Origin of the sequence: Murdochiella massiliensis (assembly GCF_900059565.1) — a bacterium.
In the GTDB taxonomy this organism is placed as follows: domain Bacteria; phylum Bacillota; class Clostridia; order Tissierellales; family Peptoniphilaceae; genus Murdochiella; species Murdochiella massiliensis.
This window is the reverse complement of sequence record NZ_FIZW01000002.1, coordinates 601,099-622,391: the sequence shown is the minus strand read 5'-3', so window position 1 is coordinate 622,391 and position 21,293 is coordinate 601,099. Positions and strand designations below refer to the sequence as shown.

Annotated in this window: 18 protein-coding genes; 13 read left to right on the top strand and 5 right to left on the bottom strand. The window is 50.6% G+C overall.

Annotated elements, in window-relative coordinates; genetic code table 11:
• The first annotated feature begins 8 nt into the window (after positions 1 to 8).
• The 7 genes from BN3910_RS04580 to metK all read left to right on the top strand — a co-directional run bounded on the left by BN3910_RS04580 (position 9) and on the right by metK (position 9,312).
• Positions 9 to 2,186, top strand: a complete 2,178-nt coding sequence (locus BN3910_RS04580) for a DEAD/DEAH box helicase (protein ID WP_066924801.1) — start codon at positions 9 to 11, stop codon at positions 2,184 to 2,186.
• Positions 2,187 to 2,897, top strand: coding sequence for an ABC transporter ATP-binding protein (locus tag BN3910_RS04575; RefSeq protein WP_066924799.1), 711 nt, complete (start codon positions 2,187 to 2,189; stop codon positions 2,895 to 2,897).
• The gene (locus BN3910_RS04570; RefSeq protein WP_066924797.1) at positions 2,887 to 4,668 is read left to right on the top strand and encodes a hypothetical protein; all 1,782 of its coding nucleotides are present in this window, start codon (positions 2,887 to 2,889) and stop codon (positions 4,666 to 4,668) included. The genes BN3910_RS04575 and BN3910_RS04570 overlap by 11 nt, the downstream gene beginning before the upstream one ends.
• A 980-nt stretch (positions 4,669 to 5,648) precedes the next feature.
• Entirely contained in the window at positions 5,649 to 5,816 is a 168-nt protein-coding gene (locus BN3910_RS07980; protein WP_231862184.1) for an ASCH domain-containing protein, read from the top strand.
• Positions 5,817 to 5,844: 28 nt separating this feature from the next.
• Positions 5,845 to 6,393 (top strand): TetR/AcrR family transcriptional regulator, encoded by a 549-nt coding sequence (locus BN3910_RS04565; RefSeq protein WP_066924795.1) that lies wholly within the window; start codon positions 5,845 to 5,847, stop codon positions 6,391 to 6,393.
• 372 nt (positions 6,394 to 6,765) lie between these two features.
• Entirely contained in the window at positions 6,766 to 8,151 is a 1,386-nt protein-coding gene (locus BN3910_RS04560) for a radical SAM protein (RefSeq protein ID WP_066924793.1), read from the top strand.
• A gap of 12 nt (positions 8,152 to 8,163) precedes the next feature.
• On the top strand, positions 8,164 to 9,312 hold the full coding sequence (gene metK, locus BN3910_RS04555) for a methionine adenosyltransferase (protein ID WP_066924791.1): 1,149 nt from the start codon (positions 8,164 to 8,166) through the stop codon (positions 9,310 to 9,312).
• Positions 9,313 to 9,419: 107 nt separating this feature from the next.
• Here metK and BN3910_RS04550 read toward each other — a convergent pair whose 3' ends face one another.
• The 4 genes from BN3910_RS04550 to BN3910_RS04535 form a co-directional block, all read right to left on the bottom strand.
• Positions 9,420 to 11,039, bottom strand: a complete 1,620-nt coding sequence (locus tag BN3910_RS04550; RefSeq protein WP_082790304.1) for an ATP-binding cassette domain-containing protein — start codon at positions 11,037 to 11,039, stop codon at positions 9,420 to 9,422.
• Positions 11,040 to 11,064: 25 nt separating this feature from the next.
• The gene (locus BN3910_RS04545) at positions 11,065 to 12,135 is read right to left on the bottom strand and encodes a TDT family transporter (protein WP_066924787.1); all 1,071 of its coding nucleotides are present in this window, start codon (positions 12,133 to 12,135) and stop codon (positions 11,065 to 11,067) included.
• A gap of 87 nt (positions 12,136 to 12,222) precedes the next feature.
• Positions 12,223 to 13,470 (bottom strand): tyrosine--tRNA ligase, encoded by a 1,248-nt coding sequence (gene tyrS, locus BN3910_RS04540; protein ID WP_066924785.1) that lies wholly within the window; start codon positions 13,468 to 13,470, stop codon positions 12,223 to 12,225.
• Between the two features lie 59 nt (positions 13,471 to 13,529).
• Positions 13,530 to 14,756: an MFS transporter gene (locus BN3910_RS04535; protein WP_066924783.1), complete on the bottom strand. Its 1,227-nt coding sequence runs from the start codon at positions 14,754 to 14,756 to the stop codon at positions 13,530 to 13,532.
• Between the two features lie 120 nt (positions 14,757 to 14,876).
• On the opposite strand from BN3910_RS04535, the gene metG reads away from it, so the two are divergent.
• Genes metG through BN3910_RS04510 form a run of 5 tightly spaced genes read left to right on the top strand, consistent with a single transcriptional unit; the run spans position 14,877 to position 19,227 of the window.
• On the top strand, positions 14,877 to 16,535 hold the full coding sequence (metG, locus tag BN3910_RS04530) for a methionine--tRNA ligase (protein WP_066924781.1): 1,659 nt from the start codon (positions 14,877 to 14,879) through the stop codon (positions 16,533 to 16,535).
• Complete coding sequence (locus BN3910_RS04525) at positions 16,528 to 17,475, top strand: TatD family hydrolase (protein ID WP_066924779.1); 948 nt, start codon at positions 16,528 to 16,530, stop codon at positions 17,473 to 17,475. The genes metG and BN3910_RS04525 overlap by 8 nt, the downstream gene beginning before the upstream one ends.
• Entirely contained in the window at positions 17,475 to 18,050 is a 576-nt protein-coding gene (gene rnmV / locus BN3910_RS04520) for a ribonuclease M5 (RefSeq protein ID WP_066924777.1), read from the top strand. The genes BN3910_RS04525 and rnmV overlap by 1 nt, the downstream gene beginning before the upstream one ends.
• 44 nt (positions 18,051 to 18,094) lie before the next feature.
• A complete protein-coding gene (rsmA, locus tag BN3910_RS04515) occupies positions 18,095 to 18,970 on the top strand; it encodes a 16S rRNA (adenine(1518)-N(6)/adenine(1519)-N(6))-dimethyltransferase RsmA (protein WP_066924775.1) in 876 nt (291 codons plus the stop codon).
• Between the two features lie 26 nt (positions 18,971 to 18,996).
• The gene (locus BN3910_RS04510; protein WP_066924773.1) at positions 18,997 to 19,227 is read left to right on the top strand and encodes a glutaredoxin family protein; all 231 of its coding nucleotides are present in this window, start codon (positions 18,997 to 18,999) and stop codon (positions 19,225 to 19,227) included.
• A gap of 51 nt (positions 19,228 to 19,278) precedes the next feature.
• Here the strand turns inward: BN3910_RS04510 and BN3910_RS08050 are convergent, their stop codons facing one another.
• On the bottom strand, positions 19,279 to 19,569 hold the full coding sequence (locus BN3910_RS08050) for a DUF1858 domain-containing protein (protein WP_197457226.1): 291 nt from the start codon (positions 19,567 to 19,569) through the stop codon (positions 19,279 to 19,281).
• Between the two features lie 312 nt (positions 19,570 to 19,881).
• Here BN3910_RS08050 and BN3910_RS04500 point away from each other — a divergent pair, with 312 nt between their 5' ends.
• Complete coding sequence (locus BN3910_RS04500) at positions 19,882 to 21,267, top strand: aminopeptidase (protein WP_066924771.1); 1,386 nt, start codon at positions 19,882 to 19,884, stop codon at positions 21,265 to 21,267.
• Positions 21,268 to 21,293: the final 26 nt, after the last annotated feature.

Sequence of the window (21,293 nt, the reverse complement as noted above, 5' to 3'; positions counted from 1 at the left end):
AGGCTGTGATGTTTGCCTTTGGGCGTCTCTCGGAGCCAATTCGTCATTATATTTATGATCAGGGCTGGCAGGCTCTTCGTCCGATTCAGGAAGCGGCAATCTGTGTCGCGACGGAAACAGAGGACAATTTCCTTCTCGCCGCACCGACAGCGGCCGGAAAGACGGAAGCGGCTTTTTTGCCGGCGATGTCTCTTGTGGCGCCATCCTCATGGCAGGAGGGCGTGCGCATACTGTTGATTTCGCCGCTTGTTGCGCTCATCAATGACCAGACCAATCGATTATGGTCGCTGTGTAAGGCGCTTGGCGTTCCGGTTACCGCCTGGCACGGCGAAGCCAATACCGCGGCGAAGCGTCTCTGTTTGGCGCATCCGGCCGGCATCGTCCTCATCACGCCGGAGTCCTTGGAAGCGATGTTTGATACGCATCCCGAACGTATTTCCTTGCTGTTTTCTCATTTGGATTGGGTGCTGGTAGATGAATTTCATAGCTTTTTGTCCGGTGCTCGCGGTGTGCAGCTGCGCTCGCTCCTAATGCGACTCGAACGGCGGAGCGGTGCACATCCGCGCTATATCGGTATGAGCGCGACACTGGTGGAAGGCAATTACGACGATGCCAAGCGCTTTTTTCCGCCGGGGAGAGACACTCGTTTGGTTCTGGATCGCACGAAACGCACCATTGAAAGTTCGATTCATCTTTTTCCTGCGGAAAGGGAAATCGAGGAGGACAGCTCGGCACAATCGGCTCTCTATGACGCCCTTTTTGCACAATTGAAAACGGAAAACCTGCTGATTTTTCCCAATTCGCGGCGACGGGTGGAGGAAATTGCCCATGCTCTGCAGGAGCGCATCGCGCACGAGCATCTTTTTGTTCGCGTCATGGCGCATCACGCCTCCATGGAAAAAGCGTTGCGTGAGGAAGCGGAGCAGTGGGCAAAGGGCGGATTTTCGCGCTTTGCGCTTTGCGCCACATCTACGCTGGAACTTGGTATCGACATCGGCGCGGTGGATGCGGTTTGCCAGGTGGATGCGCCTTTTTCGGCAACCTCGCTGGCGCAGCGCCTTGGTCGAAGTGGCCGTGGAGAGACGGTTGACCCGTATACGGGAAAAAGTATCCCGGAGCCGGCACGCGTTCATCTCCTGACCACCGAGGATGAGGCTCTGTTGCAGGCTGTCACGGCACTGGTCATGGTGGAGGAAGGAACGCTGGAGCCGGTAGAGCCCCTTGCGCATCCCTACGACGTCTTTGCGCATCAGGTTTTGGCGATGGCGCTGGAAGGAAGCGGACTCTCTCTTTCGGATTTGTATGCACTTTCCGAATGGCCGGTCTTTTCGTTTTTGACGAAAGCCGATATTGACGCCATCTTGGATCATCTTCTTGCGGAAGATTTTCTGGAACGAAGCGAAGGAGAGGGAGAGGAAGTGTTTTTGGGCCTTGCGGGCGAGCGCATAGCCACAAGGCGCGATTTTTATGCGCAATTTCAAACGCCACAGGATTTTACCGTAATAGCCGGAAAAGAACGCATTGGTACGATTCCGTTGACGCCGCAGACGATTGAAGGGGCGCATGTTCTGCTTGCCGGGCGCGTCTGGAAAATCGAAACCGTGGACGAAAAGGCGCGCAAGATTTTTGTGGTATCGGCGAAAAAAGGGCGCGCGCCTCTCTTTTCCGGCAGTGCCTATGATGTTTCTTCTTTGCTGCGTCGACGGATGCTTGATGTGCTCTACCATCCGCCGGAAGCGGTCGTTCGTCATACCGAGGCGATGGACGCTTTTCTGCGGTTGCGTTCTCGTTGGGCGCCTTCGCCTATGATACAATCAGACGGGAGCGATGCCTTCGAGCCGGCACTGACCCTTTTTCTCGGTAGCCGTGCGGAGCGTACGCTCTTTTTGCTGCTGCGTGCTCTTTGTGAAACGCCGCATCCAGAAATCTATTGGGACAGCCGCCACGGGCGTCTGTATGGCGATGCGCTAAAAGGGGCGCTGCTGCGCCTGCGCCATGCCTATCGTGAAGAGGAGGATGCGCTGCTCAGTCGCCTGCCGGCCTATTTGCGGGAGGATTCCGCCATGCTTTCCCGGATGCTGGGCGAGGTAAAATATGCTTTTTTGTTGCCGGAAGATTATCGCATTCGCTATGTCTGCGAAAACCTGTGTCTTTCGAGCTTACAATTGATTATGAAGGAGTTGTAGATGCGATTACATGTGGAAGAGTTGGAGAAGTCGTTCGGAGAAAAACGCGTCTTGCGTGGTGCGAGCGGCGTCTTTGAACAAGGTACGGTTTATGCGCTTTTGGGTCGAAATGGCGCCGGAAAGACGACGCTTTTTTCGCTCATTGCCGGTGAGCGTACAAAAGATGGCGGGCGCGTGATGCTGGAAGAAGAGGGCGAAATGCGACCGCTGCTTCCGGAGGATGTCTTTTTCATGGTGTCCGAACCGACGTTGCCAAATTTTCTTACGGGCCGGGAGATGGTGCAATTTTTTGTAGAGGCCAATCAGGAAAAAATCGGCCACGAAATCGATGTGGATGACTATTTTTCGCAGATTGATTTTGCAGAAGATGACCGCGACCGTCTGATTCAAAGCTATTCCACGGGCATGAAAAACAAAATCCAGATGCTCATGTTCATGATTTTGCGTCCCCAGGTGATTCTGATGGATGAACCGTTAACGTCCTTAGATGTGGTGGTGCAGCACGAGATGAAGGAATGGATTCGCCGCATTCGTGGCGAGCACATTATCCTTTTTTCCACCCATATTCTGCAGCTTGCCAAGGATCTTTGCGATAAAGTGGTGCTGCTGAAAAATGGCTCACTGCTGGCCGTGGACGAGGATTTGCAGGATGCGGACATGGAAAATCGTGTCATCCATCTGTTGACGGAAGAGGGAACTTATGAACAGTAAGCGTCTCTGGAAGGACATGCTTCTCGTCACCATGATCAGCTGGTACAGCTTCATCAACGGTTTTGTGTCGATGGTGCGTCGGTTGCCTCTCATCGGATCATTGTTGGGCGAACACTATCGTTTTGCCGTATTCAAGAAGGTCAGTCGGGCGCTCAGCCCGCTGGTGATGGTGATTGTGGAGCTGTTGAAAACAGCGGTCGTCTCCGCCCTATGTTTAGCGGCTTCTACCTTCATTCTTTCTGTGTTGCGAGGCTGGATTTTCGGTTCTGCTCCGTATGCTTCAAACTTGTCACCTGCTGCCTATTTGGCGGAAACCGGCAGCTTTGTCGTGGTTTACCTGCTCACCAGTTGGGGAACGTCTCGTGTGGTTTCCGAAGGCAATACGCTCTATGGTTGGCAGCGTTACTTTCATCTCGATATGCACCGCAGCGTGGTGCTGCTGAGCATTGTTGAGCCACTAAAGCATTTTCTTTCCCGCTGTGTGATTTGGAGCGTGCTGTTTTGCGTGCTTTCTTCGGCCTGGTCGATTTTGGATGCTGTCGGATGGAGTCTTGCCGTCCTTGTCTTGGAGTGGGCCTTTGCGAAGCATAACTATGAGAAAAAGCTCAGGGTTCATAAGACGGAAAGTACGGGACGACAGCTGGCTTCTGTGGCTCTTCGACTGATTTTAACCGCTCTGGTTTTCGCAATGCTTTGTAAATGGAATGTCATGCCGACCTTTTTCGGCTGGGTGATCAGTGCTGTATTGGCTTATCCCGCGCTTCGTTCCGTGCGCTATTTTCTCCAGGAAACGGATTTTGCCCGTCTGATGGAAGTCAGTGGCGATATGCACTATTCTCTTGCCGACCTTTCCGACGCGAAGGGAAATGATGTTCGCATAAAAGACGAAGACCTGAAAAATAGCGGTGCGCCGGAGGCGTCTGTCACGAAGGCTTCGATTGTTAAGCCGGGTGCGTCTGCTACGTCGGATGCATCTGTCGCGTCCACCGGCTCTGTCGCGACGGGTGCGCTTGTTGCGTCCGCCGCGTCTGACACGGCTTCTGTGCCATCCGCATCTTTCAAGGGGAAAACCGGCTATGCCTACCTCAATGCCATGTTTTTTGCGCGTCATAAACGCATTATTGAACGGCCGATCTGGATTCGTACAGGAATCGGCTTGGCCTTTGGCCTGGCTTTAACCTGCATCAGCATGTTTTTTGCCGGGAAAGTTCAGCTCGGGGAGTCCCCGGCCTTTCTAGTGTACTACTTGCCGACATTCATGTATCTTCTCTGTTCCTATTCCCGACTAACCAAGGCGATGTATGTCAATTGCGATCAGAGCCTTTTGCATTACAGCTTTTATAAAGAGAAGAAGGCCTTGTTGGAGATGTTTCGTCTGCGCATGGTAAGTCTTTGGAAGCTGATGGCTTTACCGACGTTGTTGGTGCTCGTCCTGGTTTTTGTTAATGGGCTGATTCTGAAATTTTCCACCAAGCTGCTTATTGCTGCACTTCTGTTAACGCTGGCAAATGGTGGATTTTTCACTATTTATCCGTTGTTTATTTACTACGTATTTCAGCCCTATGATTCGGCCGGAACGATCACCTCTTTTGCGCCTTCTTTTTTGAATGCGCTCGTGTACATGTTCTGCTTTTTCGGCGCTCCTCGCCTGGATGACGCGTTTTCGCCCATGACCTTCTCGCTTCTCTCTATCGGCTTTTTTGCACTCTTTTTGCCCTTTGCTCTCTTCCTGATCCGCATACGCGGACCGAAGGTGATGCGCAAGGAGTAGGAACGTCTCGGTCTCCTTTCAAGCGCTTCTGGGAATGTTAAGGTCTGTGCAACGGAAGGGGAGCACGAAGAAGGCTGAAAACGCAGGGTGTTCTACAGGATCATCATTTGTTTGAAGGAAGGCGACGGCTTTTTCCGTCGCCTTCCTTTTTATTTCAAAAGGTGCGCCGCGGGACCGCCGTTGGCGGCGCGATTGAAGGCTCAAAAAATGTAGGCGACCCTGGCTGAACAAGATGGAGTGCCAAAGCCAGGGCCGATTTTTGCGTTGAAACCCTGGCGGTGCAAAACAAAATGTCGTAGCCGGGGTTAATTTTTTCTGCCGAGCCCTGGCTGTGTGAAACAAAACGCTGTAGCCAGGGCCAATTTTTGCGGTGAAACCCTGGCTGTGCAAAACAAAATGCTGTAGCCAGGGCTAATTTTCTCAGTAGAACCCTGGCTGGCAGAAAAAAAGTTTATCAGCCAGGATTAATTTTCCTACATGCGACCCTGGCTGAGTGAAATAAAGAGCTATAGCCAGGGTTTCTTTTTGCTCGCAAGCCCTGGCTACGGATAATAGCTTGCACCAGCCAGGGTCAGGCACTGGCGTTCGATCCTCGATGCCTTCTTCAGCCAGATTTGACAAAAGCGGAGCGCCGCTGGAACTGCCGTTGGCGGTGCGATTTGAAGGCGGAGCGCCGCTCGAACCATTAACGGCGGCGCGTCTGAAAATGGAGCCGCCTTCGGCGGCGTTTTGAAACCGCCGGCCGGAGGCCGGCTCCTTATTATTACCTGTGTGCGCGTGTCATGCTTCGCGTTTTGTGTTATGTTGAAAGAAGAAAGAGAGCAGCATTCCGAGAGTTGAACTCGCACTGCAACGGCATTAATTTCTCTTCAGAACGTCGAGGACATGAGCCTTCTGACGTCGCTGGAAAGCCGACGCGACAGAACGCCGAAGCTGACCCCGGCAGAATGTCAAGGCCGGCGCATTGAAAGGAGCAGAGAATGAAAGCGTTAAGCATACAACCGTTTTATGCCACGATGATTGCCATTGGTGCGAAGTTTATTGAATTGCGTACGTGGAAGACGGATTATCGGGGATGGCTGCTCACCTGGTGGAAAGACAACGGGTATATCGAAAATTTAGATCTGCTTGAACCGGAAGAAGAATAAATCCTCAGTCAGAAGAAGAGAGGAAGGCATGGCAAAATATACGACAACACTCATCATAAATACATTCCAGATGATGCTGGACGAAATACCCTTTGATAAAATCACGGTGTCCGCATTGGTGAAACGTGCTGGGGTCAGCCCCAATACGTTTTATTATCATTATCAGGATATTTATGCTTTGTTGGACGTCTGGTTTCAGGAAAAAGTCGACGAGTTTGTGCCCAAGGATGTGTCGTTAGAATGGAAGAGCGTTACAAAAGATGCGTTGCGACACTGCAAGGCGCATTCTCGCATGGTTTACCATGTGTTTAACGGTCTTTCCCGAGACCGGTTGGAACGCTATATTTTTTCCTTGACGGATGATGTGTTTTCGCGGATTGTAAGTCAAGTTGCTGAAGGTCGCTCCCTTTCTGAGGAATATTTGCGCAGCATCGCCTCGTTTTGTCGCTATGCCTACATCGGTTTTGTGATGCAATTCTTTTGGAACCACATGGAAGATGATATCGACGAAGGCGTGGAGAGGCTGGGGATACTTTTTGAGCGCTTTTTAATCAGCGCAGTACAGGCTGAAGACTAAATCGAATTTACTTCGCGGTACAGGCCGACTAAATCAAATGTACTTCGCGGTACAGGCCAATGACTAAATCGAATGTACTTCGCGGTACAGGCCGACGACGAAATCGAATTTATTTCGCCCTATTCCGTATCCATGAGTCGCCCTTGGGCGACTTTTTTGCGTAATTCGTAGAAAATAGGCAAATTTGCGCAATTTTTCCGTTCTTTGAAAATTCGGACATTCGACATTTTTTACCCATGGCTCTTTTTCGACGACTCCGATAGGCTAAAGGCAAATCCTATGGAATGAGGCAGTGAAAGCCGGAATGACCGTGAAACCTGAATCAGCCAGCAAAACCGGAATGAGGTATGGAAACAGAAAGGAGTCGTCGTAATGAAAGCGACAGAAGCAGTAAAAGGCTTTGCCATGAAGAAGGTCTATGACTATTTGGACAAGGACCCGGAGACCAATATCCCCAAATTATTGGACCTGCTGGAAAAATATGACAAAAACGGACAGTCTATTACCACGCAGGTTGAAGGCATTCGCAAAGCTCTGGCAGATCCGGACAACAACTGGTCACAGCTGGTCAAGAGCCTTTGGACGGATATCGACAACGGCCAACGAAAGAAGCTGGTGGAAACCGTAGCGATCAACAGCATGTTGATCGGTATGCCGCAGATCATGAAAATGCAAGAGATGTATCAGTGTAATGTTCCCTGGGCCATTCTTATGGATCCGACTTCCGCATGCAATCTTCAATGTACCGGTTGCTGGGCGGCGGAATACGGCAACAAGATGAATTTGACCTTTGAGCAACTGGACGATGTGATTCGACAGGGAAAAGAACTGGGCACCTACGTGTACATCTATTCCGGCGGTGAACCGCTCGTGCGCAAAGCGGATTTGATTCGCCTGTGCGAAAAACACAGCGATTGTGCCTTTCTTTCTTTTACCAATGCAACACTCATTGATGATGCCTTTGCCGATGAAATGTTGCGCGTAAAAAACTTCGTTCCGGCGATCAGCATTGAAGGCTTCGAGGAAGCTACCGACTTCCGTCGCGGACAGGGCACGTATCAGAAAGTGATTGAAGCGACCAAACGCTTGAAAGAACGCAAGCTGCTGTTTGGTCTTTCCTGCTGCTATACCAGTAAAAGCGCAGAGGTAATCGGCAGCGAAGAATACTTTGACGCCATGATTGAACTTGGCGCGAAATTTGCCTGGTTCTTTACCTATATGCCCATTGGCGCCGGTGCGGTACCGGAACTCATTGCCACGGCGGAACAGCGCAAGTTCATGTATGAGCAGATCCATAAATTCCGTCAAACCAAACCGCTCTTTACCATAGACTTCTGGAATGACGGCGATGCGGTAGGCGGCTGTGTTGCCGGTGGACGCGGATATTGCCATATCAATGCAAATGGCGACATGGAGCCGTGCGCATTCATTCATTACTCCGATTCCAATATCAAAGAAAAGACACTTCTGGAGTGCTATCAGTCTCCGCTTTTCATGGCCTATCGCCATAATCAGCCGTTCAATGAGAATATGTTGCGGCCCTGCCCGGTTTTGGATAATCCCGGCCGTTTAACGCAGATGGTGGACAAATCCGGTGCGCACTCGACCGACCTGCAAAGCCCGGAAGAAGCGCGGGTTTATAGTGACCGCTGCGTTCCGGCGGCAAAAGCATGGGCGCCGGTGGCAAAAGAATTGTGGGAGGCGAAGCCAAATCGAAAAGGTGTGCAGCGTACCGGAAAAATGGCGAAAAAAGATTGATCGGAGAAAATCATGGACAAAATGTTATTTACTTCGGAATCGGTGACCTGTGGTCATCCGGATAAAGTCTGTGATCAGGTAGCCGACCGTATTTTGGATGCGCTGTTGGCGCAAGATCCCGATTCCCACGTTGCCTGTGAGGTAACCTGTGCGGAAGAAAAAATGCATATTTTTGGGGAAATCTCTTCGGAAGCGGAGGTCGATTACCGTGCCATTGCCCGCGAGGTGATCTCGGAAATCGGCTATACGCAACCCGGACACGGCTTCGACGCGCAAACGTGTGAGATTACGGTGGACATTCATCGCCAGTCCCCCGATATTGCCCGTGGGATTGCCCGCAGTCGGGACGCCGAGCGACTCGATGCCGGTGCAGGCGATCAGGGGATGATGTTCGGCTATGCTTGTAACCAAACCAAAAGCCTGATGCCTCTACCCATCGAACTTGCGCATACCTTGACGAAGCGTCTGGAAGCGATGCGACGCAGCGGAAAGCTCCCCTTTCTCCTGCCAGACGGCAAATCACAAGTCACCGTGGAATATGACGGCAATCGACCTATGCGCATTGCGTCAGTATTGGTTTCCACGCAACATCGGGCGGATGTTTCCATTGAGGAGGTGCGCGCCGAAGTGTGTCGCCATGTCATCAATGAGGTGCTTCCTGCAGCGATGCTGGACGATGATACGCAGTATTATGTCAATCCCACAGGCCGTTTTGTGCAGGGAGGCCCCGCTGCAGATTCCGGCCTGACCGGCCGCAAGCTCATCGTAGACACCTACGGCGGTTACGCTCGTCATGGGGGAGGCTCGTTCTCCGGAAAGGATGCCACCAAAGTGGATCGTAGCGGCGCCTACATGGCTCGTTACATCGCGAAAAACATCGTGGCGCAAGGCTTAGCCGATCAGTGTGAAGTGCAACTCAGTTATGCCATCGGCTTGGCGGAGCCCATGTCGGTACGTATCGAGACCTTCGGAACCGAAAACGTTAAGCAGAGTATCCTCGCTCGTGCAATCCGAAACAGCGTCGATATGCGCCCCGCGGCCATCATTCAACGCTTTGGCCTGACAAATCCCATCTTTTCATCGGTATCCTGCTATGGTCACTTTGGCAGTAATGCCGCCAAGATGCCCTGGGAACAGACAGATTTGGCGATCAAACTGTAGTGTAAGAATGTAAAAAAGCACCGCCGCCTGAGGATGGTTTTATCTCAAGGCGGCGAAGTGTTTTTTTAATATATGCCGATTATCGGCAAACTGGCAAACGGTCCATCTTATTTTAGCACATGGATCTGATTATTTTCTATGCGGATGATGTGTTGGTAATTCTCGTCTTTTTCCTCGGTACGATGGGAGACGACAATCACGGTCACATTCTTTAGAGAAAAGATGCAACGTTCAATCTCTTCCAGTGAACGATTATCCAGATTAGAGGTGTATTCATCCAAGAGGATAAATGGTGTTTTACGCAGTAAGGCCCGTGCAAGAGCTAAACGTTGCTTTTCACCGCCCGATAGGTTTCTACCGTTTTCGAAGAGAATGGTTTGCAATCCGTCTTTTAATCCATGAACATAATCCAGCAGCCCGACTTGGGCTAAGACCTGTTTGACTTCTTCTATACGGAACGTTTCAAATAACGTTACATTGTTTAAAATCGTATCGTTAAAAAGGAAGGGAGTCTGTTCGATGAGACAAATGTTTTTTGCTATATTTTCACGACTGATTTGTCGTCGATCGATATTGTTATACATAATTTTTCCTGTATATTCTTCCTCTAAACCGGAGAGTAAATTGAGCAAAGTCGTTTTTCCTGCGCCGTTTTTTCCGACGATAAGGTATTTTGTGTTGTGGTCAAACTGATAGGAGACGGTGTTTAGTATGCTCTTCTTCTCGTAGGCAAAGGAAACATTGACCAATTGAATTGTCTGCAATGATAGCGGCTGATCATTAACCGGACTTTGCTCTACTTCTTGATTCAGGATTTTTTCTATCCGAAAAAATGCGGCTTGTGCGGCCTTGATCTTTGCTAAATCATCAACCAAATACAAAGAAGGACCGCTGATATACGAAACGACATTCGTAATTGCAACAATAATTGACAAACGAATGCTTCCAATAATCAGCAAATAGCCTCCGACAAGGAAAATTCCCAAATATGCAATTTTATTAAAAACATAAGAAAAAGAATTAACGAAAGAGCTTAAAAACTCCTTCTCTTTCCATTTTGTTTCCACCTCATGTACGGTTTCTCCATAATGGTTCGTCAACGTTTGTTCAATATGAAAAATTTTAGCTGTCATATAGGCAGAAAGGTAGTCTTTTAGGCTTGCAATGTGTTTCTCCTGTCCCATCGTATAGGATGACCCGGCGCGTTCTAATTTTTCTCCAAAAATAACGGGAATAAACGCCTGTAAAAAGGAAGTAAGCAGAATGAACAGACCTATCTGCCAGCTATAGTAAAACACGACAAGAATCGCGAAAAACATGCGCAAACAATCTTCCATCATATCCATAATCGTATAGAGAACTTCACGCAGAATTTCCACGTCATTTTCGATAACGGATAGATAGGTTGATGCTTTATTCAGAAATAAATCTTTATTTTGCCACATCATTTTTTGAAAAAGGCGCTGTCTTACGCTGGAGATACTCTTTTGAATTAACGTAAAATGTATTTTTGCATCAAAAATATTTATGAGGAAATCGACGACGATGTACCAGAAAAAATACAAAAAATATTTCGGCAATTGATGCAATGATCCGCTCATCGCGAAATCAATAATACTGGCAATAATAGCCGTGACCGCTACAGAGCTCAGAGCGCGCAAAGGCATTAAAATCAGAAATAGAGAAAACTCTTTCTTTTCGTTTACGATATAACGTAGCATAGTCATTCACTTTCATGCGAATACAGGACTTTTATTTTACGAGATTCCACAACAGCCGCAGAAACAGGAGATAACAAAGCAATGTTGCCAGAAGAGTTGGCAGGAGATAGAGCCATTGCATCGAGACGCCAAAGGTCAACGACATGGTCGCGCCGCCCACTGTAGAAAGCTTTTCAAGATAAAGGTCCGCACGTTGTAAAGCCAGCGCGGAAATCGCGAACGGGAAGGCGGAGAGCAATAGACCGGAGGAGAACGGCTTGATGAAAAGGCCGATCAGACGCCAGAGGGAAATTGCCCAGCGTGCGATCGTGGCAATCCGTAAAAAAAAGAACAGTGGGCCGGCGTCTTCAAAAAGAAGCGGATACGCGGCAAGCAATATGCCCACCGGCGCAAGAAGTGTGGTCTCCAGCTGCGCGGAAGCGAAGGCCGAGTTTTCCCGACCCGAGCGATTGCTTGCCGTAACGCCCGTGTTTTTCTTCTTGTCGGTGCTCGTGTTGGTCGCATTGCTCGCGCCCGAGGAAGCACCACCGATCGTCGTAGCGTCCGCATCCGCAACCGATGCCTTCGCCGGCTTCCGCCTTTTTAGACGATACCATAAAAGAAGGGCATAGAGAGGAAAAGCGGTGGCCAGGCCGATAAAAAAGAAAACGCGGCCGAAGGCAATCAGGTTGAAGGAGGCTGCTGTTTCGCCGATAACGGCAATGCCGACAAAAAAGAGCAGGGATGTTGGCTGCACAGCTTCTACGCGACGATTCCGAATAAGACGATAGAGATAGTAGAGCGTCAGGATCAGATGCGCGACCAGACCGACCAAGAATAGCTTTTTCGCACTTTCGCCGATGAAATAGTCGCGTGCATAGGGCGAAAGATAAAGGAGCGCCAGCGGAAAATAGGCAAAAAGCGAAAACCCGACAGGGCCCTGCATCTCGTTGGCCAGATGTGTGGAGTCGGCAAAGGACTGGATAATAAAGGCGATGCCGACAACCATGGCAATAGCTCCGCAAAGTGTGCGCAATTCGGGACGGTAAACCTGTAACGATTCGCCGAGAACGGCAAAACCGGCAATCAAACTCAATGTAGCAAGGGGCAGACGACGTTTCATCTTTTGCTCTTTCTCTCTTTTCTCTGTATCGTTTACGGCGCGCAGGAGGTCATTTCCGCGCGCCGTTTTTTCTTTTCGATTCGTTTGTTATTCCTCATCCACAAGAACACGCAGATAGACTTTTTTGCCTTTTTTGACGGTAATGCCATCGCGCAACGATGCGCGCGGGATCTCCGCCGTGATATCGGTCACTTTGGCATCATCGACCGCAATACCGCCCTGTTGCACCAAGCGACGTGCTTCGCCGTTGGACTTGGTGAGCTCGGCAAGAGTCAAGAGATTGAGAAGACCGATGGATTCGCCCTCAAACGCGATGCGCTTTTCGGGCATATGCTCATGATCCACCCCGGCGCTGAATAGCGCTTTGGAAGCGGCGAGCGCCTCATCCGCTTTTTCTTTGCCGTGTACGATGCGCGTCACCTCGTAGGCCAGGCGTTCCTTGCCCTGATTGATGCGCTCATCCGAATAACTGCCCAGCTCCACGCATTCCGCCTTGGGCAGGAAAGTCAGCTGCAACAGGAACTTCGTCACATCGCGATCATCCACATTGCGCATATATTGGAAAAGCTCATAGGGAGAGGTTTTTTCCTCGTCAAGCCAAACGGCGCCCTTCATGGATTTGCCCATTTTTACGCCATCCGCTGTCGTTAAGAGTTTAAAGGTCATGCCGTAAACGTTGGCATTCTCTGCTTTTCGTACCAGATCGACACCGCCGATAATGTTGGCCCATTGATCCGAACCGCCGAATTGTAGACGGCAGCCCTCACGGCGATACAGTTCCAAAAAGTCATAGCTTTGCAAAAGCATATAGGCAAACTCAAAGAACGTGAGACCACCGGTGGCCAGGCGATTTTTATAGGCATCTTTTTTTATCATTTCGCCGACGTTGAAGTGGACCCCAACATCGCGCATAAAACCGAGGAAATTCAGATCCAACAGCCAGTCGCGGTTATTGACCACCATTGCGTTGCCATCGTGAAAATCGATGAAGCGCGAAAGCTGTTTATAGAAGCACTCCGCATTGTGATTAATTCTTTCCGGCGTCATAACCGTACGCATATCGCTGCGTCCGGAGGGGTCACCGATCATTGTGGTACCGCCGCCGAGAAGGGCAATGGGAATGTGTCCGTAGGCCTGCATACGCATCAGCACCATGATCTGAATGAAATGTCCAACCGTCAGGGAATCCGCCGTAGCATCAAAGCCGATGTAGAATTTGACGGGTCCTTCTTCCAGAAGTTTGCGCAGGGATGCCTCATCCGTAGCGTTGTCAAAGTAGCCGCGGTCTTTCAGTTCATCTAAAACGTTATCGTATTCCTTTTTGTACTCGATCATGACTGTCTCCTTTTTCTTGTTCTTCTTATCATACGCCGGAAGATTCAATTTGTCCTCTCTTACGAAACATGCGTTTCCTTTTTGCCGGGATTTTGCTTCGCCTTGATCCATGTACCTGCCTGCCGGATGCCGGAAAGCGCGATCACGCTGCCGGCAAGGCTAATGCCGACGGTAGCCAGCAGAGCCGAGGGGACGCTCAAAAAATTGAGGACGATACCGCCAAGAAGCGATCCCACCGCGCCACCTAAAGACATGATGATGGTCACCACATTTTGTCCCTTCACGAGATCCTTTTTTTCGACGATCGCGGCGGAGAAGTAGCTGATGCCGGCAGTGAAAAAGGGAAAGGTGGCAAACTGGAACAACTGCGAAATGTAGACCAGAAAAACATTGGTCGCAAAATACAGAATAATGGCTTTAATGGTAAAGACCAACGCGGCAATGCCCATCAGAAAGCGATCTGAAACGCGCCGACGAAGATGTCCGTAACTGAAGAGGGAAATGACCTCCATCACAATGGCACAACTGACCGCGATGCCTGCTTCTGTCGCTCCGCCGCCCACATTTTTCACAAGCAGCGCCAGATAGGTATTAATGACCATGTGTCCGGCAAAGAGAAGCGTAAAGCCGATCACCAGAGGAATGAAAAGAGGATACTTGCGATAAAAATGCTGCGTCGGCGGATCCACTACGCCCACGGCTTTCACGCCGGGACGACGCTGGCCGACCGGTACCGGCGGCAAAAGAAAAATCACCAGACCGAAGAGGGTCATGCTGACAAAAAGCAGGAGCGGAAGCTGTGTCAGCGGGTAGTGATCAAAATACATGCCGGCAAAAAGCGACGTCAGCCCGTAGCTGGCTGAGCCGATGCCGCGAATCACACTGAACTGAATGGGGTAACCCGCTTGTTCAAAAGCGACGGATACGGCATTGATGGGACCTTGTATCGCCTGTGCCAAAAGACTAAATACAAAAAAAGACGCCAGGACAACAAATCCGCTCGCTGAGAAAAACGCTAAGGGTACCATGGCCAGCGCTGCGATGCCGGCGTGCGCCAGCAAGACTTCTTTAATCGTAACGACCTTGGAAGAATCCGCCATTTGCCCGGTGATCATTTGCAGCCAGGCACCGAAGAAGTTGGCCAGCCCAAAGATGATGCCCGTATGAAGGGTGGTAAAACCGAGCGATTGCATATACAACACGGTGAATACCGTCATCATGCAAAAGCTGATGAAAAACGTAAATTGCAAAAGGGCATTTTTGAAAAACAGCGACGGCTGACGCATGCCATCTCCTTTCTTGGCGGTTTTGGAAAATACCGTTTCATTATAGCATGAATAGAGCATATGGCTGTGGGAATGGCTATGCTATAATGTGTCCAGCCGTTTCAAACGAAAGGAGCCACTATGTGTGATCATCACGAGAACGGAAAAAAGCCGTTCTATATTACTGCACCAATTTATTATCCCAGCGCAAATTTGCATTTGGGCAATACCTATACGTCCATTATTGCCGATGCGGTCAAGCGCTACAAAAAGGAACAGGGCTATGACGCCTATTATGTAACGGGTTCCGATGAGCATGGCGAGAAACTCGCACGTATTGCGGAAGAAAAAAACGTTGCGCCGTTGGAATACATTGATCCCATCGTCGATTCCATCAAAGAACTGTGGGCGCTTTTGGATGTGGAGCCGGATACTTTTGTGCGTTCGTCGTCCGCGCAACACGAAAAAGACGTACAGGAACTTTTCCAGCGCCTTTATGACAAAGGCGCCATCTATAAAGGAACCTATTCAGGATACTACTGCACGCCGTGTGAGGAATTTTGGACGGAAGCGCAGCTCGAGGACGGAAAATGTCCGAGCTGCGGACGCACTGTGGAACATCGTGAAGAAGAGAGCTATTTCTTCCGTCTCTCCGACTACCAGGATCGTCTGTTGCAGTATTACAAAGACCATCCGGAATTCATGCAGCCGGAAAATCGCCAGAAAGAGATGATCGGCTCGTTTTTCAAGGATGGCCTGGAAGATCTTTCTGTATCTCGTAAACGTCTGAAATGGGGTGTTCCGGTACCTTTTGATCCGGAGCACGTCATTTATGTCTGGGTGGATGCGCTCATTTGCTATCTGACCGGCATCGGCTTCGGCGATAATCCGGAGAAATTTCAACATTATTGGCCGGCAGCTGTACACTTTGTCGGGCGCGATATTATGCGCTTCCATTCCATTATCTGGCCGGCGGTATTGATGGCTCTTGATATGCCCCTTCCGGATACCATTTTCGGGCATGGCTGGATTCTCTTTGATGACGACAAGATGTCCAAGTCCAAAGGCAATGTGATCTACCCCGAACCGTTGATTGCGGAATACGGTCGTGATGCATTGAAATACTTTGTTCTTCGGGAATTTAACTTCGGGGCGGACGGCAATTTCGCAATGCGCAAATTCTTGACACGTCTCAATGCCGATCTGGCCAACGATTTAGGAAACCTGCTTTCGCGCAGCGTGGCCATGGTCGAAAAATATAACGACGGCATTGTTCCGGAACCGACGGCTCCGCAGTCACCGGATGAGGAGTTGACGGCGCTACAGGAAGAGACACCGAAGACCCTGGAACAGGCCATGGAACATTATGATTTTCAGCGCGGTCTGGAAGCGATCTGGACGCTCATACGTCGCACCAACAAATACATTGATGAGACCGAACCTTGGGCATTGGCGAAGGATCCCGAAAAGAAGGAACGCCTGAATACTGTGTTGTATCGTCTGCTTGACAGCTTAACGACGGTGGCGTCGCTCCTTATTCCCTTCATGCCGGAGACCGCACCAAAAATGTTTGCGCAGTTGGGCTACGCCGGCAAAGGCTTTTTGCATGCCGGGGAAGTCAATCAGTTGCCCGCAGGGACGCACGTGCAAAAAGGCGATCCCCTCTTTCCGCGCCTTAAGATTGAAGAGGCAATGGAAAAAATCGCCGATGCCAATAACCGCTTAATGGCAAGCCGCTTGGGCATTAGTGTCGAAGAACTGCTCCGCCGTCAGCACGAAAAGGCGGGGGACCGTGACTGAGCGCATGGATCAAGCGGAAACGACCGAGCGGCCACTGGCGAACACCGAACCTTTCCGTCCGGACATTGCGCCGGAGAATAAACTGTGGCTCATTGATGCGCATTGTCACCTCGATGATGACGCCTATGACGGAAAGCGCGAGGACGTTCTTTTCGCGTTGGAAAACGAAGGCGTTGAGGCGGTGGTCAATCCCGGTTGCGACGAAGCCAGTTCCATAAAAGCACTTGCGTTGGCGCACCGATACGATCGCGTGTTTGCCTGCATCGGGACGCATCCGCATGAAGCCTCGGGCTATACATCTGAATGGGAAGAACAGATGCGCACGCTTGCCGGCGAAAAGAAAGTCGTTGCGATCGGTGAAATTGGCTTGGATTATCATTACGATTTTTCGCCGCGTGAAACGCAGCGGGACGTGTTTGAGCGTCAGTTGTCGCTTGCGAAGGAACTGGATTTGCCGGTGGTCATCCACAGCCGCGAAGCGTGCGAGGATACCTTGGCTATCTTGAAAAACTTTGGCTCCTCGATTCGCGCTTTAATGCATTCTTTCAATGAAGATCCCAAAATCTGGAAAGAATTGGCGGATTTTGGCTATTTTCTTTCCCTCGGTGGCATGGTGACGTTCAAGAATGCTCGCTGGCCGAAGGAGTTAGCCAAAACCGTAGCCGGTGATCGTTTGCTGATCGAGACAGACGGACCGTATCTTGCGCCGGTGCCGTATCGGGGGCGATTGAACCTGCCCTGGTATGTCGCGAGGACGCTGGAAACCATTGCCGAACTTCGGCAAGAATCGTTGCCGACGCTGGCAAAGCAGGTGCGACAAAACACCATCTCTTTCTTCGCTCTTCCTTTCGGAGCGAGTGCTGGGGATAGCGCCTGTAGTTCGATAAAGAGCGAGAAAGACGGCGCTTCGTCCGCGATCCGAAGAGGGGAGACATTCTGATGCGCATTCAAGAAGTCATTGTTGTGGAAGGCAAGGATGACGTTGCCGCTGTGAAAGCGGCGGTGGATGCCCAGTGTCTGACGACACACGGTCACGGCTTGAATGCGCGCCTCCTGAAGGATATCGAAGAGGCGGCCGAACGTTGCGGCATCATCATCCTGACGGATCCGGATTATGCCGGAAAGCGCATTCGTCGTATTCTTACCGAGCATGTCCCGCAGGCAAAACATGCGTATATCACCCGTTTGTCAGCGACGAAAGGCGATGACATCGGTGTGGAAAATGCCTCCCCAGAAGCCATTCGTGAAGCGCTCAAACGTGCGCGGGCGACGCTTTGTGAAGAACGGCATGAATTTGATGCCGCGGATCTCTTTGCGCACGGCTTGGACGGTGCTCCGGGAGCGAAGGAGCGGCGCATCGCGTTGGCTGCCGCACTGGGAATCAGCTACGGCAATGCCAAACAGATGTTGGCACGCCTCAACGATTTCGGTGTCACCCGGGAGGAATTTGAAACCGCTATGCAGGCCGTTCATGAGGAACGACGAGAGGTTTCGGATAACCGGGAAGGCACCTAAGACAACGAGGGAAAGTCAGCCATGTAGCGATCAGGGGGGAGCAAATGATCGACGAACGCCTATATATGCCTTCCGTTCTTCGTACGGTGATGAAGCGTCATCATTTGCGCTTTACGAAGTCGCTGGGTCAAAATTTTCTCATTGACGGCAATGCTGTACGCAAGATTGTGGAGACTGCAGGAATTACCGCAGAAGATACGGTTCTTGAGGTCGGTCCGGGAATCGGAACGCTGACCCAAGCGCTTCTCGAAACGGGTGCACACGTGATTACCGTAGAATTGGATCGCACGTTTTATCCCGTACTGGAAGAAGCCTTTGGCGACAATCCGCGTTTTTCGCTTCTGAAGGGGGATGCATTGAAACTTCCCTTAGAAGAAGAACTCGAACGGCTGGCGACAGGAGCTGCCGTGCACGTGGTCGCCAACGTTCCCTATTACATTACAACGCCGCTTCTTCGTCGTTTTCTGGATGATGCGCTTCCGGTCGAAACCATTACGGTGCTGGTGCAGAACGAAGTGGCGGATCGCATGACGGCCGCGCCGGGAACGAAAACGTATGGCGCGCTTTCGCTTTTACTGGCACTTTATGGCAAAGCAACCAAAGCATTTATGGTTCCGCGCACGTCATTTTTGCCACCGCCCAAAGTGGACTCGGCAGTGGTACAGTTGAAAAAAGATCCTCTGGGCAATCTCACCGCAACGCAGCGTGATGCCGTGAATGCCATCGTTCGGCAGGCATTTTTGGAACGGCGAAAGATGGTGAAAAAATCACTCATGCATTCGACCGGAGCGGATGCCCAAGCCATCGAGTCGTTCCTGGTTTCACGTGGCTTGCCGAAGACGGCACGAGCGGAGAACCTCTCACCGGAGGATTTCGTAGCGCTTTGGCAAACATTTGGGTATAAAGACGAGCGAAAGTAAAACGTCGAAAAAGAAAGGATAATCCAATGGCAGAAGTAACAATTTATACCTCACCGACCTGTGTACATTGCAAGGCGGCAAAGGCGTTTATGGCGGATAATAACATTGCGTACACGGAAAAGGATGTGGCGGCGGATGCCGAAGCGCGCAAATGGATGCTCGATCGCGGCTATCGCGGCGTTCCCGTTATCGTTGTGGATGGAGAAGAAATCATCGGTTTTGATCAGAAGAAGCTTAGCGAATTGCTGAAGAAATAAATAAACACGAAAAAACGACGTAGGAGAAGTTTCTCTCCTACGTCGTTTTTATTAGCACTCGTTCAGCTTTTCCACCAGCATATCCGGGTCAATACCGTGTACCCAGGCGGCTTGCTCTACGGTTTCCATGAGCGAGCTGGGGCAACCGATACAGCCCATGCCGATGAGCATTAAGGTCTGGATGGTGCGGGGTTTACGCTGAATCACTTCCGAAATGAGCATATCCTTGGTGATCAGCACCTCTTTCTTTTCGTTGTTTTCCTTTTCGCTGTCCGGCGAAGCGGTTACTTTATCCTGCGGGGTGATGTCCTCCGCGGTCGATTGATGTTGAAACAGATTCATTGTGCCTCCTTACTTCGGATACAACCTTATCACTCTTTTTATCCAAAAGAAACAAAATGAAACAAAAGACGATTCATTTTGTCGGGGTTCTTTGCGGAACAGCATCAGTGTAGCAAAAGGAGACTACAGAATCAATGCGATGGGCGGGTGAGTTATGTTACTATAATAAAGAAGTAAACAACCACGGCGAAAGCCGAGTTTTATTGTTTTGACAGACTGAGGAACAAATGACAATTCGCACCCGTCTGTCGGTTAGCTATTGGAATGTTAAAGACAACATTTGTAGGGAATGGTATTCGGGAGAGGAAAAGTATGAAATACGAGAGAACGAATGTGTGGGAAGCCCTCACGGATGATGAATGTAAGGAAATGGAAGCCTATAGCCGGGAATACATCACTTTTTTATCTCGGGCAAAAACAGAACGCTTAGCCCATGATTACATTGTGAACGCCGCGAAAGAGGCGGGCTTTCTGATGCTTGACGAGGCGCTCAAGAAGGGCGTTAAGCCGGGCGATAAAATTGTTGCTTCCAACCGCGGAAAAAGCGCCGCGCTCTTTGTCGTTGGCAAGGATTTATGCGATGGCATGGATATTGTCGGCTCGCATATTGATGCACCGAGACTGGATATTAAAGCCAATCCGCTGCATGAAGACGGCAATATGGCGTATCTACGCACACACTATTACGGCGGCGTGAAAAAATACCATTGGGTGAATACGCCGCTGGCATTGCACGGCGTGCTGTTCACGAAAGATGGCAAGCGTGTCGAGGTGCACATCGGCGAGGAACCCACCGATCCGGTGTTCTACATCAACGATTTGCTGATTCATCTGTCCCATAATCCCAACCAGAAAACCTCTGCCGAAAACATCACCGGCGAGCGGCTTCAAATTGTGATTGGCCACAGCAGTCGCGGCAAGCAGGAAGACGACAAGGATCCCATTCGGACGAATGTTCTGTCCATTCTGCATGAAAAATATGGCATTGAAGAAGAAGATTTTCAGGTGGCGGAACTGGAAGCCGTTCCCGCCGGTCCGGCGCGTGAGGTAGGCTTTGACCGCTCGCTCATCGCGGGGCATGGCCATGACGATCGCATCTGCTCCTTTGCCAACCTGAAAGCCATTTTAGAAACGGAAAAGCCTGAGCGCACGGCAGTCGGCCTTTTCGTGGACAAAGAAGAGGTCGGCTCCATCGGCAACACCGGCATGAAGTCTCATTTCTTCGTCAATGCCGTAGCGGAGATTATCGCCTCGGCTAAAGGCGAGTATAGCGAGCTCTATCTCAAGCGCGCAATGGCCCATTCCCGCGTGCTCTCCGCAGATGTCACCGCCGCGTTTGATCCGCAATATGAAGGCACACAAGTCTTTGAAAAGCAGAACACGGCACTCCTCGGTTGCGGCGTAGCCATCGCCAAGTACACGGGATCCGGCGGAAAAGGCGGTTCCAACGATGCCAATGCCGAATTCTTAAATGAGGTGCGTCAGATTTTCAAGGCCGACGGCGTAATCTATCAAACCGCTGAGCTCGGTGCCGTAGATGCCGGTGGCGGCGGAACGATCGCCTATATTCTTGCCGAATACGGTGCGGATGTCGTCGATTGCGGAACGGCCATGCTCTCCATGCACGCGCCGATCGAACTGGCCTCCAAGGCAGACGCCTATGAAACCTATCGCGCCTATCGCGCGTTCTTGAAGTAGACACCGAGGAAAAACTGTTCACATGA

Bases quoted from the DNA above. Each gene is read 5' to 3' on its own strand.
- BN3910_RS04560 (WP_066924793.1), top strand. From the start codon at position 6,766: ATGAAAGCGACAGAAGCAGTAAAAGGCTTTGCCATGAAGAAGGTCTAT.
- BN3910_RS04500 (WP_066924771.1), top strand. From the start codon at position 19,882: ATGAAATACGAGAGAACGAATGTGTGGGAAGCCCTCACGGATGATGAA.
- rnmV (WP_066924777.1), top strand. From the start codon at position 17,475: ATGCGCATTCAAGAAGTCATTGTTGTGGAAGGCAAGGATGACGTTGCC.
- metK (WP_066924791.1), top strand. From the start codon at position 8,164: ATGGACAAAATGTTATTTACTTCGGAATCGGTGACCTGTGGTCATCCG.
- BN3910_RS04580 (WP_066924801.1), top strand. From the start codon at position 9: ATGTTTGCCTTTGGGCGTCTCTCGGAGCCAATTCGTCATTATATTTAT.
- BN3910_RS04565 (WP_066924795.1), top strand. From the start codon at position 5,845: ATGGCAAAATATACGACAACACTCATCATAAATACATTCCAGATGATG.
- BN3910_RS04545 (WP_066924787.1), bottom strand. From the start codon at position 12,135: ATGAAACGTCGTCTGCCCCTTGCTACATTGAGTTTGATTGCCGGTTTT.
- BN3910_RS07980 (WP_231862184.1), top strand. From the start codon at position 5,649: ATGAAAGCGTTAAGCATACAACCGTTTTATGCCACGATGATTGCCATT.
- metG (WP_066924781.1), top strand. From the start codon at position 14,877: ATGTGTGATCATCACGAGAACGGAAAAAAGCCGTTCTATATTACTGCA.
- BN3910_RS04535 (WP_066924783.1), bottom strand. From the start codon at position 14,756: ATGCGTCAGCCGTCGCTGTTTTTCAAAAATGCCCTTTTGCAATTTACG.
- tyrS (WP_066924785.1), bottom strand. From the start codon at position 13,470: ATGATCGAGTACAAAAAGGAATACGATAACGTTTTAGATGAACTGAAA.
- BN3910_RS04575 (WP_066924799.1), top strand. From the start codon at position 2,187: ATGCGATTACATGTGGAAGAGTTGGAGAAGTCGTTCGGAGAAAAACGC.
- BN3910_RS04510 (WP_066924773.1), top strand. From the start codon at position 18,997: ATGGCAGAAGTAACAATTTATACCTCACCGACCTGTGTACATTGCAAG.
- BN3910_RS08050 (WP_197457226.1), bottom strand. From the start codon at position 19,569: ATGAATCTGTTTCAACATCAATCGACCGCGGAGGACATCACCCCGCAG.
- BN3910_RS04550 (WP_082790304.1), bottom strand. From the start codon at position 11,039: ATGACTATGCTACGTTATATCGTAAACGAAAAGAAAGAGTTTTCTCTA.
- rsmA (WP_066924775.1), top strand. From the start codon at position 18,095: ATGATCGACGAACGCCTATATATGCCTTCCGTTCTTCGTACGGTGATG.
- BN3910_RS04570 (WP_066924797.1), top strand. From the start codon at position 2,887: ATGAACAGTAAGCGTCTCTGGAAGGACATGCTTCTCGTCACCATGATC.